The organism is Novosphingobium aerophilum (assembly GCF_014230305.1).
Classification (GTDB): Bacteria; Pseudomonadota; Alphaproteobacteria; order Sphingomonadales; family Sphingomonadaceae; genus Novosphingobium; species Novosphingobium aerophilum.
The window spans coordinates 193244-210570 of the sequence record NZ_JACLAU010000001.1 but is presented as its reverse complement, the minus strand read 5'-3'; the positions used below and the strand labels follow the sequence as shown (position 1 = coordinate 210570).

The 17327-nt window shown below is 68.2% G+C and carries 15 protein-coding genes; 8 read left to right on the top strand and 7 right to left on the bottom strand.

The features are described from left to right. The first annotated feature begins 62 nt into the window (after window positions 1-62). The 4 genes from H7F49_RS00950 to H7F49_RS00935 are packed head-to-tail and all read left to right on the top strand — an operon-like array spanning window position 63 to window position 3402. Window positions 63-1514: an FAD-dependent oxidoreductase gene (locus H7F49_RS00950; RefSeq protein ID WP_185681917.1), complete on the top strand. Its 1452-nt coding sequence runs from the start codon at window positions 63-65 to the stop codon at window positions 1512-1514. 25 nt (window positions 1515-1539) lie between these two features. Beyond that, window positions 1540-2313 (top strand): SDR family oxidoreductase, encoded by a 774-nt coding sequence (locus H7F49_RS00945; protein WP_185681680.1) that lies wholly within the window; start codon window positions 1540-1542, stop codon window positions 2311-2313. A gap of 13 nt (window positions 2314-2326) precedes the next feature. After that, window positions 2327-2863: an SRPBCC domain-containing protein gene (locus H7F49_RS00940; RefSeq protein ID WP_185681679.1), complete on the top strand. Its 537-nt coding sequence runs from the start codon at window positions 2327-2329 to the stop codon at window positions 2861-2863. A 5-nt stretch (window positions 2864-2868) separates the two neighbouring features. Then, window positions 2869-3402 (top strand): nuclear transport factor 2 family protein, encoded by a 534-nt coding sequence (locus H7F49_RS00935; RefSeq protein ID WP_185681678.1) that lies wholly within the window; start codon window positions 2869-2871, stop codon window positions 3400-3402. Window positions 3403-3408: 6 nt separating this feature from the next. Here the strand turns inward: H7F49_RS00935 and H7F49_RS00930 are convergent, their stop codons facing one another. The 3 genes from H7F49_RS00930 to H7F49_RS00920 form a co-directional block, all read right to left on the bottom strand. After that, on the bottom strand, window positions 3409-4218 hold the full coding sequence (locus H7F49_RS00930; RefSeq protein ID WP_185681677.1) for a sugar phosphate isomerase/epimerase family protein: 810 nt from the start codon (window positions 4216-4218) through the stop codon (window positions 3409-3411). Between the two features lie 52 nt (window positions 4219-4270). Next, window positions 4271-5026: an SDR family NAD(P)-dependent oxidoreductase gene (locus tag H7F49_RS00925; RefSeq protein ID WP_185681676.1), complete on the bottom strand. Its 756-nt coding sequence runs from the start codon at window positions 5024-5026 to the stop codon at window positions 4271-4273. Between the two features lie 72 nt (window positions 5027-5098). Then, window positions 5099-7465 carry a TonB-dependent receptor gene (locus H7F49_RS00920; RefSeq protein WP_185681675.1) on the bottom strand — a complete coding sequence of 789 codons (2367 nt, stop codon included), beginning with the start codon at window positions 7463-7465 and terminating at the stop codon, window positions 5099-5101. A 276-nt stretch (window positions 7466-7741) separates the two neighbouring features. Between H7F49_RS00920 and H7F49_RS00915 the strand changes: the two genes are divergently transcribed. Genes H7F49_RS00915 through H7F49_RS00905 form a run of 3 tightly spaced genes read left to right on the top strand, consistent with a single transcriptional unit; the run spans window position 7742 to window position 11339 of the window. Continuing rightward, the gene (locus H7F49_RS00915) at window positions 7742-9382 is read left to right on the top strand and encodes a choline dehydrogenase (RefSeq protein WP_185681674.1); all 1641 of its coding nucleotides are present in this window, start codon (window positions 7742-7744) and stop codon (window positions 9380-9382) included. 5 nt (window positions 9383-9387) lie between these two features. Beyond that, a complete protein-coding gene (locus tag H7F49_RS00910) occupies window positions 9388-10494 on the top strand; it encodes a zinc-binding dehydrogenase (protein WP_185681673.1) in 1107 nt (368 codons plus the stop codon). Then, window positions 10491-11339, top strand: a complete 849-nt coding sequence (locus H7F49_RS00905) for a nuclear transport factor 2 family protein (RefSeq protein WP_185681672.1) — start codon at window positions 10491-10493, stop codon at window positions 11337-11339. The genes H7F49_RS00910 and H7F49_RS00905 overlap by 4 nt, the downstream gene beginning before the upstream one ends. A 37-nt stretch (window positions 11340-11376) precedes the next feature. On the opposite strand, the gene H7F49_RS00900 is transcribed toward H7F49_RS00905, so the two are convergent. Continuing rightward, on the bottom strand, window positions 11377-12156 hold the full coding sequence (locus tag H7F49_RS00900; protein WP_185681671.1) for an SDR family NAD(P)-dependent oxidoreductase: 780 nt from the start codon (window positions 12154-12156) through the stop codon (window positions 11377-11379). A 137-nt stretch (window positions 12157-12293) separates the two neighbouring features. Between H7F49_RS00900 and H7F49_RS00895 the strand changes: the two genes are divergently transcribed. Continuing rightward, window positions 12294-13046: an SDR family NAD(P)-dependent oxidoreductase gene (locus tag H7F49_RS00895; RefSeq protein WP_185681670.1), complete on the top strand. Its 753-nt coding sequence runs from the start codon at window positions 12294-12296 to the stop codon at window positions 13044-13046. A gap of 49 nt (window positions 13047-13095) precedes the next feature. On the opposite strand, the gene H7F49_RS00890 is transcribed toward H7F49_RS00895, so the two are convergent. The 3 genes from H7F49_RS00890 to H7F49_RS00880 form a co-directional block, all read right to left on the bottom strand. Next, window positions 13096-13875: an SDR family NAD(P)-dependent oxidoreductase gene (locus H7F49_RS00890; protein WP_185681669.1), complete on the bottom strand. Its 780-nt coding sequence runs from the start codon at window positions 13873-13875 to the stop codon at window positions 13096-13098. 49 nt (window positions 13876-13924) lie between these two features. Further along, window positions 13925-14377, bottom strand: a complete 453-nt coding sequence (locus tag H7F49_RS00885) for a nuclear transport factor 2 family protein (RefSeq protein ID WP_185681668.1) — start codon at window positions 14375-14377, stop codon at window positions 13925-13927. A gap of 106 nt (window positions 14378-14483) precedes the next feature. Next, window positions 14484-17009, bottom strand: a complete 2526-nt coding sequence (locus H7F49_RS00880) for a TonB-dependent receptor (RefSeq protein ID WP_235981508.1) — start codon at window positions 17007-17009, stop codon at window positions 14484-14486. Window positions 17010-17327 lie beyond the last annotated feature (318 nt).

The window sequence follows — 17327 nt, the reverse complement described above, 5'->3', positions numbered from 1 at the left end:
GAACGGGGTTTGGGAACACGATGACCGGACCGGACAAGAATCCGGCGCGCATGGAGAGGATTATGGGCGACTATTCGCAGTACCGGCCGCTGAACGCCGCTGATGTCCCGCAGTGGGATTTCGAGACCGACGTGGCGGTGATCGGCTTCGGCGCGACCGGGGCCTGCGCCGCGATCGAGGCGCGCGGAGCCGGGGCCGAGGTCATGCTGTTCGAGCGCAGCTCGGGCAGCGGGGGCGCCTCGGCATTGTCCGGGGGCGAGATCTATATCGGCGGCGGCACCGATGCGCAGGTCGCGGCCGGGTTCACCGACACGGTCGAGGACTTCACCACCTATCTCAAGCTGGCCGGCGGGCCCTGCGTCGACGAGGCCAAGTGCGAACGCTATGGGCGTGAGGCGCTGGCCCATTACCAGTGGCTCAAGGACCAGGGCGTGCCCTATCGCGGCAATTACCTGCCCGGCAAGGTGATCGAACCGACCGATGATTCCACCCTGATCTGGTCGGGCAGCGAGGCGGCCGCCCCCTTTTACAAGCAGGCCAGGCCGGCGCCGCGCGGCCACGTCATCCAGCACATGGGCTGGGGCGGCGGGCGCCCGCTGGTCGACGTGCTGGAGGCCCGCGCCCGCGATCTCGGCACGACGATCGTCCCCGATGCCCGAGCGGTGGCCCTGATCGTCGAAGGCCCGCGGGTGGTCGGCGCGGTGGTGCGGATCGACAACCGCGACCGCTTCGTCTCCGCCCGCAAGGGCGTGGTGCTCGCCACCGGGGGCTTCGTGTTCAACGAGGCGATGCGGCGCAAGCACTGCCCCGAGACGTTCAAGCTGCGTGATCCCATTGGCGACAAGGACGACGGCGTCGGGATCGAGCTGGGCCAGTCGGTCGGCGGCGAGGCGATCCATATGGACCAATTCTTCACCACCTGCCCGTGGACCATGCCGGAAAGCCATGCCTACGGCGTCTTCGTCAATGTGATGGGGCAGCGCTTCATCAACGAGGACTGCTACCACGGCCGGGTCAGCCGCTGCGCGGTCGACCAGCCGGGGGGCAAGGTCTACCTGCTGCTCGACAATGCCCACTTCGTCCAGCCGATGGACTTCGCCCGCATGTCCATCGCCGGAACCGGCGAGACCTGGGACGAGGTCGAGGCCGAGCTGGAGATGCCGGCCGGCACACTGGCCGCGACCATGGACCTCTACAACCGCCATGCGCGGGAGGGCCGTGATCCGCTGTTCGACAAGCAGCCGCCGATCCTCACCCCGCTGGACCAGGGTCCGTTCGTGGCGCTCGAACTCAACTTCGAGGCGAGCTACTTCAGCTTCTTCACCCTCGGCGGGCTTCGCACCAGTGCCGATGCCGAGGTGCTGGACCACGGCGGGACGCCGATCCCCGGCCTGTTCGCTGCCGGCCGTTGCACCTCGGGCCTGCCGGCCTGGGGCCATGGCTACTCGTCGGGCATGAGCCTGGCCGACTGCACCTTCTTCGGCCGTCAGGCCGGCATCAAAGCGGCCGCCTGAGCCGCCGACAACGGGAGAGCCTGCCATGATCCTCAAGGACAAGGTCGTCATCGTCACCGGGGCAGGCCCCGGCATGGGCCAGGCCGCCTGCCGCGGCGCCGCGCGCGAAGGCGCCCGGGTGGTGGTCACCGCCCGTTCGAGAGAGGCCATCGAAGCCGTCGCCCACGACATCGTCAGCAGCGGCGGCGAGGCGATCGCCGTCCCGCTCGACGTGACCCAGCAGGACCAGTGCGAGGCCGCCGCCGCCGCCGCGCTGGCCAAGTGGGGACGGATCGACGGCCTGGTCAACTCGGCTTACTACCATCCCGACTGGGGCCCGCTGATCGAGCACGATCTGGAGCAGGTGCTCCAGGCGTTCAACGTGGGTGCAGCCGGGGCGCTCCGGATGTGCAAGGCGGTCTATCCGGCGATGAAAGCGCAAGGGTCGGGCGCGATCGTCAACATCTCGACCCTGTGCACCCGCAAGCCGTTTCCCGGCGAGGGCGGCTACGGCATGGCCAAAGGCGCGCTCAACCACCTGACCCGCCACCTCGCGATCGAGTTCGCCGGGACCGGGATCCGGGTCAACACCGCGCTGATGGGCTGGATGCTCGGCGCCCCCCTCCAGGGCTTCGCCGACACCATGGGCCCGGAGGCGGGCGCGGCCTTCCTGGCGCAGCGCGGCTCGGAGATTCCGGTGGGCCACATCCCGCCCGACGCGGACTGCGCCAAGGCGGTCTATTTCCTGCTGTCGGACTATGCCTCGGAGATCACCGGCGCCATGCTCGACGTCAACGGCGGCGACTGGGTCGCGGCCTGAGGAGGACCAAGCCATGCTGCTCGACTGGATGACAACGGCGCCGACCCTGGCCGAGGACCCGGTGCAGGGGTTCGACCCCGACGCGGTGACGGTCAGCGAGACCGTGGAGATCGCCGCCCCGGCGCGGGTGGTCTGGGACATCCTGTGCGACATGCCGCGCTACGCCGAATGGAACCCCTTCTGCGTCCGCGCGGTCTCGACGCTGGACATGGGGGCCGCGGTCGACATGACGCTGGTCAACTACGCCGTCCCGGGCACCCTGGTGCCCAATTGCGAGTACATCTGCGCCAAGGTGCCCGAGCGGCTGATCTCGTGGGAGATGAAGCATTCGGACTTCTGGCCCTACCCGGCCCGGCGCGACCAGGTGATCGAGCCGACCGGCGAGACGTCGTGCCGGTACTTCTCCACCGACGCCTTCCTCGGCGCCAACGGCATCCACGTGTTCCGCTTCGCCGGGCCCTGGGTGAAGCGCGCCTTCGATGACACCGCCCGCGCGCTGAAGGCCCGGGCCGAGGCGATCCACGCCGCCCAGACCAACCACGGAGCCTGACCACCATGCCCTTCACGCTGCAGCAGCTGTCCGACATGGAGGAGATCAAGATCCTCAAGCACCGCTACTTCCGCGCGATCGACACCGGCGACTGGGCCATGCTGCCCGACCTGTTCACCGCCGACGTGGCCTGCACTTACAACGGCGGCACCTACAAGGTCTCGCTCAAGGGGCGCGAGGCGATGGTCGAGTTCCTGTGCAACTCGTTCCATTCGGGCTGCCTGGCCATGCACCACGGGCACATGCCCGAGATCGCGGTGACCGGCGACAACTCCGCCACCGGCATCTGGTACCTGGAGGACGTGTTCATCGATCTGGAGAAGGACGATCACACCTTCGGCACGGCGATCTACACCGACGTCTATCGGCGCGAGGGCGGGATCTGGCGGATCGCCTCGACCTATTACGACCGGGTGATCGAGGTCCTGACCAAGTTCAGCGCGATGGGCGGCCGGGCCAGCGTCGCGCGCCTCGCCACCACCGGGCGCAAGCCGGAAGAGCGCACCGACATCAGCCACCTGATCACCTGGGAGGAGTAGGCCGCCTCAACCCTCGCCCAGGGCGCCGCGCAGGCTGGCGACCGCCGCCTTGGCCCGCGTCAGCGCGGGCTCCTGCCCGACCAGCGCGTCGCGCGGAATCTCGACGCCGATCGGGCAGTCGGAGGGCAGGGCCGCGACGAACCCGGCCACGTCGAAGACCCCGTCCCCCACCAGGCGACGCGCACCGCGCGCTTCGCCGGCGGGGTCGGACGGGGCCGCGATCGGGCCGTCGGCCACCTGGGCATAGAGCACGGTCCCGGCGGGGGCCGCAGCAAGCTGCGCCAGGGTGGTGTGGCTGCGCATCAGGTGGAGCAGGTCGACATTGATCCCGACCTCGCCCGGCCGGTCCACGGGTGCCACCAGGTCGATCGCGGCGGCCAGCGAGGGCACCTGGCTGGCCGGGAAGAACTCGACCGCGACGTTCAGCCCGCGCGCCCGGGCCAGATCGCAAAGCCCCGCGAAGTGATCGGCCCGCCGCGCCGGATCGCGATCATAGACCAGCACGTTGATCGCCTCTGCCTCCAGCTCGGCCGCGCAATCGAGCGTCGGGAGGAGCCCGGCCAGCTCGGTCCGGCTGGCCAGGGTGAACGGATAGGCCAGGTCGAGCGTCACGCCCCGATCGCGCAGCGCGGCGCGCAGCTCGCGCCGGGCCGGGGCGCTGCCGATCAGCTCGAACGCCGGCATCAGCGGCAGCACCTCCATCGGATGGAGGAACAGCCCGATCCCGGCACAACCGGTGGCGGCGGCAAGCTCGACCAGCGCCACCGGACCGGCATCGGGGACGGTGATATGGTCGAGCGCGAGGCGGCGGGTCATGATCCGGTCCTGATGGGCACGATCGGCAGCCTCATCGGCCCGGACCCGCCGGTCAACCCGCCAGTTGCCCGCCGTCGACGGCGAAGGTGGCCCCGGTGATCTTGCGGGCCCGATCGCTGGCGAGGAAGGCGAACAGGTCGGCAATATCGTCGGGCGAGCAGGACCCGTCGAGCAGCTTGGGCGCGTTGCGCATCACCAGCGCCCAGTCCATGTCGCCCTCCATCGGCGGGACCTGGGCGGTCATCGGCGTTTCGACGTGGCCGGGGCAGATCGCGTTCACGCGCACGCCCTTGGCCGCGAATTCGACGGCCATGCTCTTGGTCAGACCGACCACCGCGTGCTTGGACGCCGAGTAGGCGGCATTGTAGGCAATCCCGGACAGGCCTGCGGCCGAGGCGGTGTTGACGATCACCCCCTTGCTGCGGATCAGGTGGGGCAAGGCGGCCTGGCTGACCGCGAAGACGCTGGTGGTGTTGATCTTCAGGACGAGTTCGAAATCCTCGACCGCGAAGGTTTCCGAGGGCCCCCACTTGAGAATGCCGGCGATGTTGCACACCACGTCGAGCCCGTCGCCCGCCGCGGCCGCGACGAGGGCGCGGCAAGAGGCCGGATCGACCGCGTCATAAGGCTGGACGATCGGGGCACCGGCCATCATCCCGGCGGTCTCCTCCAGCCCGGCCACGTTCCGGTCGCCGATGGTGACCCGGGCCCCTTCGGCGGCGAAGCGGATCGCCGTGGCCCGGCCGATGCCGGAGGCAGCTCCGGTGACGAGAACCGTCTTGCCGGCGAATTCGCCTGTACCTGTCATTCTCTCTCTCCCGCAAAAACCGACAGCACCGGGCCCGGTTTCGCGGGTCTCGGTGCTGTCCCGGTCAGCCGATCAGAACCGGATCCCCGCCGTCACCCCGAAGGTGCGGGGATCAGGGAAGTAGCCCAGCAGCAGACCACCGAAACCGGGGCCGAAATCGATGAAGTTGCTGGGATCGCGTTCCTTGGTGAGGTTGCGGACGAAGGCCGAGACGTCGACCGTGGCACCGCCGAGCGGGATCTCGCCGACGGTGGCGCGCAAGTTGACGATGGTCCGGCCGGGCGACTCGGTGGTCCCGGCCACCTGGTCCGATCGGGCCGGAGCGGTCAGGGCATAGGGGAAGGTATAGTACTTCGAGACGTAGCTGAGATCGCCATAGATGTTGAGCTTGCCCCAATCGCCCTGGATGACCTTCCAGTCGATCCCGGCCGAGGCCGTGGTCTTGGGCGCATGGGGGAAGGCGCGGTTCTTGGACACGTCCACACCACCGTCGATGTAGCTCTTGTACGTCGCATCGAGGAAGGCGAGCGAACCGTTGATCGTGATCGCATCGATCGGCCGCAGCACGGCCTCGAACTCCAGGCCCTGGATCCGCGCCGCCGCCGCATTGCGCACGACCGAGGCGGCGCCGGTGCTGGCGGTGAAGATCGAAAGCTGGATGTCCTTGTGCTCATCCCGGAAGGCCGCGACGTTCAGCACCAGGCGGTTGTCGAGCAGGCGGGTCTTGAAGCCGATCTCGTAGCTGTCGACCTTCTCCGGCTTGTAGGGATTGCACAGTTCGGCCGCGCCCGAGGGGCAGGCCGCGGACGGCGCGCCGAACACGTTGGTTTCGCCGTTGAAACCGCCCGACTTGAAGCCCTTGGCGAAGCGCGCGTAGGTGTTGATCTCGGGCGTGATCTCGTAGCTCAGCGTCGCGGCGGGCGAGAAGTCGTTGTACTTGGCGTCGTTGACCTTGCTGTAGGGGATATCGGCGACCACCAGCGGGGTCAGGATGCCGTTGGCGACATCGCGGTTGACCCGGAAGAAGCGCGACATGTCCTTCTTCTCGTGGGTGTAGCGGGCCCCGAGCGTCAGCTTGAGCGCGTCGGTCAGCTTGTAGTCGGCCTGGGCATAGAGCGCGAAGGCCTTGGTCAGCGCCCCGTAGCGCGAATCCAGATCGGTGCCGCCGCCGAAATAGGACTGCGGATTGTTGGTGAAGGCGGTCTCGTCGAAATAGAACGCGCCGAGGACATAGGACAGGCGGTCGGCAAAGGCGTTGCCGGTCAGCTGCAGTTCCTCGCTCCAGGCATGGTAGTTGGTGATGCGCTGGGTGTAGGCGACCGGCAGCGGCGAACCATCGAGGTCGAGCCCGTCGGACCACTTGAGGTTGCGGTACGCGGTGATCGACTTGAGCGTCGCCGCGCCCAGATCGGCGGTGAGGGTCAGCGCATGGCCATAGCTGCGCGACCGTTCATAGACCTGCCCGTCGATCGAAGCGGTCTCCACCCGGGTGCGGTTGGTGTACTTGTCGAGCGGGAAAAAGGCCCCGCCGAAGGCATAGCTCGGCCCGGCCGGATCGAAGATATCCCGGGGATCGCGGTTGCGGTTGACCGACAGGAGCTGCGAGAACGGCGGGGTCTGGTCGGCCTCGGAATAGTCGAAGGTGTAGTCGGCGGTCAGCGCATCGGACAGTTCCGCGCGCAGCTGGACCATGAAGCTGCCATTGCGGATCGTGTCGGTCTCCGAGACCTTGGGGGCGCCGGCTGCGGGGACGCCCGGCACCGGGTTCGGCACAATGTTGATCAGGCCGTCGCGGCGGCGGTACTGGCCCGAGACCTTGGCCGAGAGGATGCCCATCTGCGGCAGGTCGAGCACGCCGCGGACCTTCACTTCGTTGAAGCTGCCATAGGTCACCTCGGCCAGGCCGCCGGCCTCGCCCGAGGGCTTCTTGGTGACCAGGTTGACCGCGCCGGCCAGCGCGTTGCGGCCATAGAGCGTGCCCTGCGGCCCGCGCAGCACTTCGACCCGTTCAAGGTCGGCGACATCGAAGATCGAACCCTGCGCCTTGGCGATGTAGACCCCATCCAGATAGAGCCCGACCGCGGGTTCCCAGGTGATCGCCGGATTGATCGTGACCGAGCCGCGGATCGAGATCTGCGAGATCGTCTTGGACGAGGGCGCGCGTTCGATCTTCACGTTCGGGGCAATCGCGCCGAGCTTGTCGATCGAATCGACCCCGCGGCTTTCCAGATAGGCCGTGCCCACCGCCGAGATCGCGATCGGCACGTCCTGCACGTTTTCGGCCCGCTTCTGCGCGGTCACCACGATCGCGCCGAGTCCGTCGTCCGCCTGATCCTGCGGGGAGGCCTGGGTCGCCGGCTGCGATGCGTTCTGAGCAGCCGCGGGAACGGCGAAGGAGGCCAGGGTGACAAGCGCCGTGGCGTTCAACAGGGTTCTCATGGTTTTCCTCTCCTGATGGGCAAGCGTCACTGACGACAGCCGCGTAGCCTTGATTGCGTTGGTCCTTAGTGTTTCTCGCAAGGAACCGCAATGTTGCTAGTTATTTCGCTGTGTGAATTGTCCATAAGCTACGCAATTCTGCAACACCCCGGCGTGACTGGGTCAGGACGCGGAGGATTTGACACGGCCCCGGGCTTGATCGAAACATGCGTCAGAGAGCGGATTATCTGCTACGCAAATGGGCAGACAATCGCTCCGTGTCGCGGGAGAGGCACAATGAACCAGGCTGCTGACCCGCTGGATTTCGATTACGTGATCGTCGGCGGCGGGGTCGCCGGATGCATTCTCGCCAACCGGCTGTCCACGGACCCAGCCCTTCGCGTCCTCCTGATCGAGGCCGGGGGACGCGATTCCAGCCCGCTGATCGCTGCGCCGGGCGGGCTGCTGCCGCTGATGATGTCCGGCCGCCACGCCTGGCCCTATGTCTCGGCGCCGCAGGAGCATCTGGACGGCCGCGTCCTTTACCTGCCGCGCGGCAAGGTGCTGGGCGGCGGATCGTCGATCAACGGCATGGCCTATGACCGCGGGTTCGCCTCGGACTATGACCGCTGGGCCCAGGCCGGCAACCGCGGCTGGTCCTTCGCCGAGGTCCTGCCCTATTTCCGCCGGCTGGAAAGCTTCCATCCGGCCCGGAATGCGTGGCACGGGGCGGAGGGGCCGATCCAGGTCACCCGCGCCGGCCAGGACCACCCCTTCGCCCGCGCGTTCCTGCAGGCCGGGGCCCAGGCGGGCTATCCGCTCAGCGACGATCTCAGCGGCGCCCAGCGCGACGGGTTCGGCGCGGTCGACCTCACCATCGGGCGGGGGCGACGGTCGAGCGCGGCATCGGCCTATCTGCGCCCTGTGCTGCGACGGCGCAATCTGACCGTGCTGACCGGGGCCCTGACCCGGCGGGTCCGGTTCGACGGGCCGCGGGCCACCGGGGTGGAATTCACCCAGGACGGCGCCTTGCGCACAGCGGTGGCGCGACGCGAAGTGATCCTCTCGGCCGGGGCGATCAACACCCCGCAACTGCTGATGATCTCGGGAGTCGGACCGGGTGGCCATCTTACCGAGCATGGCATCCCCGTCGTGGCCGATCTTCCCGGCGTGGGGCAGGGCCTGCAGGATCACCTCGCCACTCACGTCAAGCATCGCTCGACCAAGCCGTGGTCGATGCTGCGCTATCTCAACCCGCTGCGCGGGGCGCTCGCCATGGGCCAGTACCTGATGACCCGCCGCGGGCCGCTGGCCGATCCGGGCATGTCGGTGGCCTGCTTCGTCCGCTCCGATCCGGTGCTCGACGAGCCTGACATCAAGATGCTGCTGGTTTCGGCCCTGTTTGCGCACAACGGGCAGACGCTGGTGCCGATGCACGGCTTCTATGCCCATATCAACGTGGCCCGCCCCGAAGCGCGCGGGCAGGTGACTCTGGCGAGCCCCGACCCGACCATCCCGCCGGTTATCGATCAGAACTACAACGGCACCGAACGCGATCGCGAGGTCATGCGCGCGGGCATCCGCATCGCCCGGCACATCTTCGCCCAGCCCGCCTTCGACGAGGTGCGCGGCGAGGAGCTGGCACCCGGGCCCGAGATCCGGAGCGATGCCGAACTTGATGCCCACATCCGCGCGGCCGCCGAGGCGGACTATCATTCGACCAGCACGGCCCGGATGGGCGCGGACCGGTTGGCGGTGGTCGATGCCGAGCTGCGGGTCCACGGGCTGGCCGGGCTGCGCGTGGTCGATGCCTCGGTGATGCCGCACCTGCCCGGAGGCAACACGGCGATCCCCGTGGCGATGATCGCCGAGAAGGCGGCCGACCTGATCCTGGGCCGCCCCGCGCCCGCGCCCGAAGACCCCCGCCCAAGGAGCTGACAGGGATGAAGACCCACGCGATGGTGTGCCATGCGCCGAACGCCCCGCTGGTGCTGGAAGAGCTGGACCTTGCACCCCCCGGCCCGGACGAGGTGCTAATCGAGGTCATGGCCAGCGGGCTGTGCCACACCGATCTCAGCCAGATCGAGGGCAAGGCCGCGCCCTATCCCTTCCCCGTGGTGGTCGGACACGAGGCCGCCGGCGTGGTCCGCGCGGCGGGCGCGGCGGTGACCAGCCTGGCGGTCGGCGATCATGTCATCGCGCTGGGGATCGGCGAATGCGGGCAGTGCAGCCATTGCCGCTCGGGACGGACCAACCTGTGCGAACTGTTCCTGGCCGACATGGCAGCCCAGCCCTCGCCCTTCGCGCTGCACGGGCGGAAGGTGTCGGCCTACACCGGGGTCGGCGCCCTGGCCCGGCACCTGGTCATGGCCGAACGCAACGTCGCAAAGATCCGCCGCGACGTCCCGTTCGACCTCGCCTGCACGATCGCCTGCTCGGTCGCGACCGGGGTCGGCGCGGTGCTCCACACCGCCCACGTGACCGCCGGCTCCACGGTCGCCGTGTTCGGGCTGGGCGGGATCGGGCTCAACGTCGTCCAGGGCGCGCGGCTGGCCGGGGCGAGCCGGATCATCGGGGTGGACATCAATCCGCTGCGCGATGGCCAGGGCCGCCGCTTCGGGATGACCGACTTTGTTCATGGCGGCGAAACCGATACCGTCGCGGCGATCAGGGCCCTGACCGGCGGCGCGGGCGCGGACTATGCCTTCGAATGCGTCGGCAACGCGGCGCTGATGGCCCAGGCGGTCGATTGCACGCGGATCGGCTGGGGCTGCACCGTGGTGCTGGGGGTCCCGCCGGACGGCCAGACCCTGTCGCTGGTGCCGTTCCAGCTCCAGTTGGGGCGGACCGTGAAGGGATCGTTCATGGGCAACATGAAAGGCCGCAGCGAGCTCCCCGGCCTGCTTGACCACTATGTCGCCGGGCGGCTCAACCTGGCCGACCTGGTGACTCACCGCCTGCCGATGGATCGGGTCAACGAGGGGTTTGCGATGATGAAGCGCGGCGAGGCGGTGCGCACGGTGGTCCGCTTCGGCGGAGAGGGAGCATGAGCGGGCCCGCCCCCGGAGGGCGGCCGGTGAAGGCCATCGCGCTGCTGCGCTGCAAGCCGGGGCTGAGCCGGGAGGCGTTCGTGGCCTATTACGAAACCCGCCATGCCCCGCTGATCCGCGCGCTCCTCCCCGAGATCGGCGAGTACCGCCGCAACTACGTCGAGCCGGCGGGGGCCTTCACCAGTCCGGTGGCGGCGATCGACTTCGACTGTGTCAGCGAACTGCGGTTTGCCGATCGCGCGACCTACGACCGGTTCGTCGCCCGGGCGGCCGATCCGGCCATCGCCCGCGCCATCGCCGAGGACGAGGAACACCTGTTCGACCGGGCGGCGACGCGGATGTTCGTCGTCTCCGAGACCGCGGTGGGCGCCCTCCCCGCCGGGATCGCCGAGCTGGCCGACGAGCTGGCCGTGCTGCGCGCCGAACGGGCCGTGCGCGACGGGCTCGCGCGCTTTGCCCGCGTGCTCGACACCAAGGACTGGGCCGCCCTGGGCGACGTGTTCGCCGCCGACCTGACCTTCGACTATGGCCTGGGCGAGCAGGCCGGCATGGCGGCGTTGACCGCGAACATGCGGCGCTTCCTGGACCTCTGCGGCCCGTCGCAGCACCTGATCGGCAGCATCGTGGTGGAGATCGGCCCGGACCGGCAGAGCGCCGTCAGCCGGGCCTATGTCCAGGCCCGCCACCAGCGCCGTGACGATCCGGTCGGCCCGGTGTTCGATACCAACGGCGAATACCGCGACCGCTGGGCGCTGCGACCGGAGGGCTGGCGGATCGTCCGGCGCGACGCGGTCTGGCAGAGCCACAGCGGCGATCCCGGCGTGCTCTATCCCGCTCCGGACTGACGACCGGCCGCGCGCCCGCCGCTGCGCTGCCCAGCGCTCAGGGCCGCTGCGAGTGGCGGATGCCTCCGTCGACCAGGAACTCGCTGGCGGTGATGTAGCTGGCCTCGTTCGACATCAGGAAGCGGATCATGCGGCCCAGCTCCTCGGGCTGGCCGAAGCGGCCCAGCAGGATGCGCCGGTCAAAGACGCCGTGCATGTAGGCCTTGGTCTGCTCGTCCATGATCGGCGTGTCGATCATCCCGGGGCTGACCGTGTTGATGCGGATGCCATCGGCGGCGAGTTCGTCGGCCATGGACCGGACCAGCGAGATCACCGCCCCCTTGGCGGCGGTGTAGATCGGGATTCCGGCATTGCCGAACCAGGCATTGATCGAGGCGGTGGCAACGATGGCGCTGCCCGGATTGGCGCGCATGTCCTCGCGGAAGGCCTGGGCGAGCAGCACGATCGCGCGCACGTGCAGCGCCATGCCGGCATCGAACAGATCGGGAGTGACCCCGTCGATCCCGGTCATCGGGGCCGTACCGGCGCAGTGGACGAAGCCGCCGATCGGGCCCAGCGCCGCCCGCGTGGCGAGGGCCGCCGGGGTCACCGCCTGTGGATTGCGCAGGTCGACCGCGAGCCCGTTCGCCGCCACGCCATAGCGCGCGCTGATCGCCGCCGCCTCGGCGTTGGCGCCCTCGGCGTTGATGTCCCACAGCGACACCGGCCGCCCGACCGCGGCCAGCGCCCGCGCCGCCGCAAGGCCAATGCCCGAGGCACCGCCGGTCACCACCACCCCGGTTCCGGGGGCACCAAGCTGGGGATCGAGATCGGTCATCGTTCATCTCTCCAGTTCGTCACGCGATACGGCCTTGTTCTGCGCAATCGTTGGTCATCTATAGACCAATAATCATCATTCATGATAGCCGCAGCGCATCTGCAGAACGCATTTCGGCAATCAGAGGGGAATCGGAGATGAAGCAGCTCGACGGCAAGGTCGCGATCGTGACCGGCGGAGCCCGGGGCGTCGCCAAGGGGGTGGCCGCCGCTTTCGTCAAGGCCGGGGCCAAGGTGCTGATCGTCGATCGGGAACAGGACCTGGGCGAGGCGACCGCGGCCGAGCTGGGTGCCTTCGGGGATGTCGCCTTCCTGGCCGTCGACCTGATGGACCGGGCCGCCCTGCCGGGCGTGGTGGACGAGGCCGTGCGTCGCTTCGGCCGGCTCGATACCCTGGTCAATGCCGCCCAGGCCTCGCAGCAGTTGCTGCTCAAGGACACGACGGTCGAGGCGATGGACCTCGCCCTGGGGACCGGGCTGTGGGCCACCTTCCTGCTGATGCAGGCCGCCTATCCGCATCTGGTCGCCAGCCGGGGCAGCGTCATCAACTTCGGCAGCGGGGCCGGGATCGAGGGCATGCCGACCCAGGCCTCCTATGGTGCCGCCAAGGAAGCGATCCGCTCGCTGTCCAAGACCGCAGCGGTCGAATGGGGGCCCGAGGGGGTGCGGATCAACGTGATCTGCCCCTTCGCCAACTCCCCCGGGGTCGAGATCTGGCGTCAGCACTTCCCCGAGGCCTACGCCGCGCAGATCGGCAAGGTGCCGCTGCGCCGCATCGGCGATTGCGAGAGCGACATCGGCGCCGCGGCGGTGTTCCTGGCCAGCGAGGCCGCCAGCTATGTCACCGGCCAGACCCTGATGGTGGACGGCGGACAGGTCCGCTCGTTCTGACGGAGCGGGACCCCGGGGTCGCCCCCGGGGTCGCCCCTGCGGTCAGGCATCACACACCCGGGGCGCCGGGGAAGCCATCGTAGTAGGTGCCGACGATCATCCCGCCGTCGACGACGATCTCCGCGCCATTGAGATAGGAGGCATCGTCGCTCGCCAGGAACAAGCTGGCCGCGGCGATCTCCTCGGGGCCGCCGATGCGCTGCATCGGGACGTTGGTATAGGCCTTGTCGACCTCGGTCCGGGGCCGGTTGTCGTGGTTGGACATGATCGTATCGACCCCGCCGGGATGGACCGAGTTGACCCGCACCCCCTTGTGCCCCAGCTCCATCGCCGCAACCTTGGTCAGCCCGCGCACGCCCCACTTGGACGAGGCATAGGCCACCAGGCTGTTGGCGCCCTTCATCCCGTCGACCGACGAGATGTTGACGATCGAGCCCTTGCCCCGCGCGATCATGCCCGGGGCCACGGCCTTGATCCCCAGGAATTCGCCCACCAGGTTGACCCCGAGCACGCGCTCGTAATCGGCCTTGGTGGTGTCGAGCAGGCTCTTGAACAGCAGCACCCCGGCGTTGTTGACCAGCACGTCGATCCCGCCGAAGCGCGCCTCGACCGCGGCGACCACCTCGGCCCAGGCCGGTTCGCTGGTCACGTCGAGATGCCAGAAGGCCGCGGCCTCGCCCAGCTCGGCGGCCAGGGCCTGGCCGGCCTCGTCCAGCACGTCGGCAATGGCCACCTTGGCCCCTTCGGCCACGAAGCGCCGCACGGTCGCCGCACCCATCCCGCGCGCGCCGCCGGTCACGATCGCCACCTTGCCGTCCAGTCTTCCCATCTTGTCCTTGTCCTTTGCCTGCGTTTGCATGTGGGTGTCGGTTGGGCGCCTAGAGCCCCGGTGCCGGGCTCATCGCCGGCACGTTGTGAGCATAGGTCATCTCTTCGTGGCGTTCCGCGATCCGCCAGCCCGCATCCGTCCGGACCAGCCGGTCGCGATACCACAGGCCGATGAAGAACACCTGCTCCCGGCCCGCCTCGTCGCGGTGGACCATCGGATTGAACAGGATCGTCCGGGCCCGCGCGCCATCGCCTTCCAGCTCGAGCCGGGTCGTGGCGATCATGTGCTGGTAGGCGGGAAACCGTTCCAGCGCGCGGGGCAGCCAGGCCTTGATCTCGGGATAGGAGCCGGCGGCTCCGCCGGTTTCGGAATAGTCGATCCGCGCGTCGGGGGTGAACACCGCGTCCAGCGCATCCCAGTCGCGGGAATCGATCGCATGGCAATAGCGCGCCAGCAGATCGTCGATTTCCAGACGGTCGGAGATTTCCTGCAGACTGAGCATGGGCACTCTCCCGGGAAGATCCGGCGCAGCCCGCGGATCACCGCGCCGCGCCTCAGCAGAAGGGCCGGTTCTTGCGAACCGGCCCCCTGGTTGCGGTGCTGCGGGATCAGCCGCCGAAGTGGACCCGCAGACGGATGCCGTACATGCGCGGCTCACCGTACATGACGCTCTGCGCACCGATCGACTGGAACACACCGGTGTTGGTGATGATGTATTCCTTGTTCGTCAGGTTGGTGCCGAACAGGCTGAGGTCGAACGGCTGGCCCAGCACGTTCTTCCAGTCCAGCGTGGCGTTGAGCAGCCCGAAGCTGGGCAGCAGCACGCCCGGCTCGAGCGGGGTCCCGTTGGGGAAGGTTTCGACCGAGAGCGGCGCGGTCGGCTGACGGTCGGACCAGCTATAGCTCATCAGCAGGCTCATCTTGCCGGCCTTCTCGGGGATCGGCAGGCTGAACCGGGCATAGGCGGAGAAGATGTTCGGCGAGAGGTACTGCAGCGGACGGCAGGTCATGTTGGCATTGGCGAACGACAGGTCACCCAGCTGCTGCGACCGGCAGTCATAGACGCCCGAGCTCGAGTTGAAGACGAAGCTCTTGTACTTCGCCGAAATGTGGCTGTAGTTGCCCCCCACCTCGAGGAACTCGGCCGGACGGACCATGGCGTCGATTTCGACACCCTTGATCTCGGCCGAAGCGGCGTTGAGCGTGACCGCACCGTTGCCGCCGGTCGCCCGGTTGAAGTCGCCCGCGGCGCGCTGGATGTCCTTGTAGTCCATCCAGAAGCCATTGACGTTGAAGCGCCCGCGCATGCCGTTCAGGTTGAAGTCGGACTTGAAGCCCGCTTCGTAGTCGGTGACATATTCGGGCTGGAAGGTCCGGGTGGTCTCGAACACGGCGTAGCCGTTGAAACCGCCCGCCTTGTAGCCCCGGGTGACCTTGGCATACAGCAGCAGGTTGTCGCTCGGCCGGTAATCGAGCCCGATCGTCCAGTTCGGCGCCTTGCTGTTCAGTGTTGCCCCGAAGGCGCACTGGGTGCGCGGATCGGTGACCGTGCCCTGCTTCCACGAGCAGCCGTTCTGCACCTGGGTGCCGTTGGCGAGCTGGAAGTAGGACCACGACGAGTTGGTGCCGACCACCGAATCCCAGGTGTAGCGATAGCCGCCGGTCAGCCGCACCTTGTCGAGAGCCGGAGTGAGGGCCCCGAGATCGAGCGTTGCCTGGGCGTAAAGCGCTTTCGATTCGTTGGTGACCGCGATCTCCGACTGACCGATCGGGCAAGCCGCCGGGTTCTGCGAACCGCAGACGTTGGTCGAATAGGAGATCATCCGGCCCGCGGGCGACTGCTTGAAGTAGAAGCCGCCGACCGTGTAGGTCAGCTTGCCGTCCAGGCCGGTGCCCTGCAACTGCAGTTCCTCGGTGAACAACTTGTACCAGTCGCGGGGGGCAGTGCGGCTGAGCGCGGTCAAGCCCGTGTCGTAGATCGGAGCGATCGTGCCGTCCTGGTCGTTCGAATAGTAGGACTTCAGCTCGGCATAGCTGATGATGTTGCGCAACTTCAGCGCATCGTTCAGCTCGGCATCGGTGGTGTTGGTGATGCCCCAGCTTTCGACGCTGGCGAAATCGTCCACGCCGTGGGCGACCTTGCGGATGCCCAACTGCTGCTGCTGCGTGATCAGGTTGTTGTAGTAGCTGCAATTCGCCGGGCCAGTGCCGGCGCCGCAGAAGTTGAACTGCGGGGCGATCGCGCCGAGCGGCAGGTTGACACCCCCGCCGACCGGGATCGGGCGGGTCGCCAGGCCGATGAAGTAGGGCGTGTTGAAGCTCTTGGCGATCGAGCCGGAGCCATTGCTGTGCGACTTGCCATAATAGGCCATGGTGTAGTTCTCGACCCCTTCGACGGGTTCGAGCCACAGGCCGACGCGGGCCATGCGCCAGTGCTGGTCGTCACGGTCCTTGTTCCAGTTCACGTCGCGGGTGAAACCGTTGCGGTCGCGCGAGGCGGCGACCACGCGGATGCGCGCGCGGTCCGACAGCGGCACGTTGATCACGCCTTCCAGCTCGGCCATCCGGTAGTTGCCGAGCCCGCCCTGCAGGTAGCCCTCAAGCCGGTCGGTCGGCTTGGCCGGGGTCAGCAGGATCGCGCCGCCGGTGGTGTTGCGGCCGAACAGGGTGCCCTGCGCACCTGCCAGGATCTGGATGTTCTGAAGATCGACAAAGGTGCCCGGACCGCCCTGGCCCGACAGCGTGATCGCCGCCGGCAGCGGCACTTCGTTCATGTAGACCACGACCGCGGGCGAACCCTGGAACGAGGCGCTCTGGCCGCGGATGGAGGGCGACATCACGTCGCGTGAGGCCTGGCCGTTCGGTGCGACGACCAGCGAGGGGACCGAAGCCTGCAGGTCCTGCAGGCTGTTCAGGCCGCGCTCGCGGATCGAATCGCGGGAAATCGCGGTGATCGAGATGGGCACGTCCTGCAGGCGCTCTTCACGGCGCTGGGCGGTGACGATGATTTCGCTGGATGCGGCCTCGCCGGCCTCCTGCGCCATGGCGCCCTGGGGGGCGACCGTGCCCGCGCTCGCCAGCAGAGCGGCCACCAGGGCCTTGCGGGCCAGACCGTACTCCATTGATTTACCCATGCCTTTCCTCCTCCAAAACCCAAGTGCCCCGTGGGAACCACGGTCCGCCGGGCGCGGGGAGGAAAGGCTCATTGCCCAGGCGAGGCGCCACACAGTTTGGCAGCAGGCTCTCGCGCTCACGCAGCAGTCAGCATCCCTTGCCCATCGCTCGGATCCGGATCGTGCCAGCCCGGTCTTTTTTCGCTTCGGGGACAGTAGTCGTTACGCAAATTATGCGCAAGATCGAATTCGTCTTGAAGTTTGCGTAGCACCTCTCCCGCACGTGACAGCGATACGATGGTGTATTTGTGCAACATCGCAGCGCCCCCTTGCTCCGCT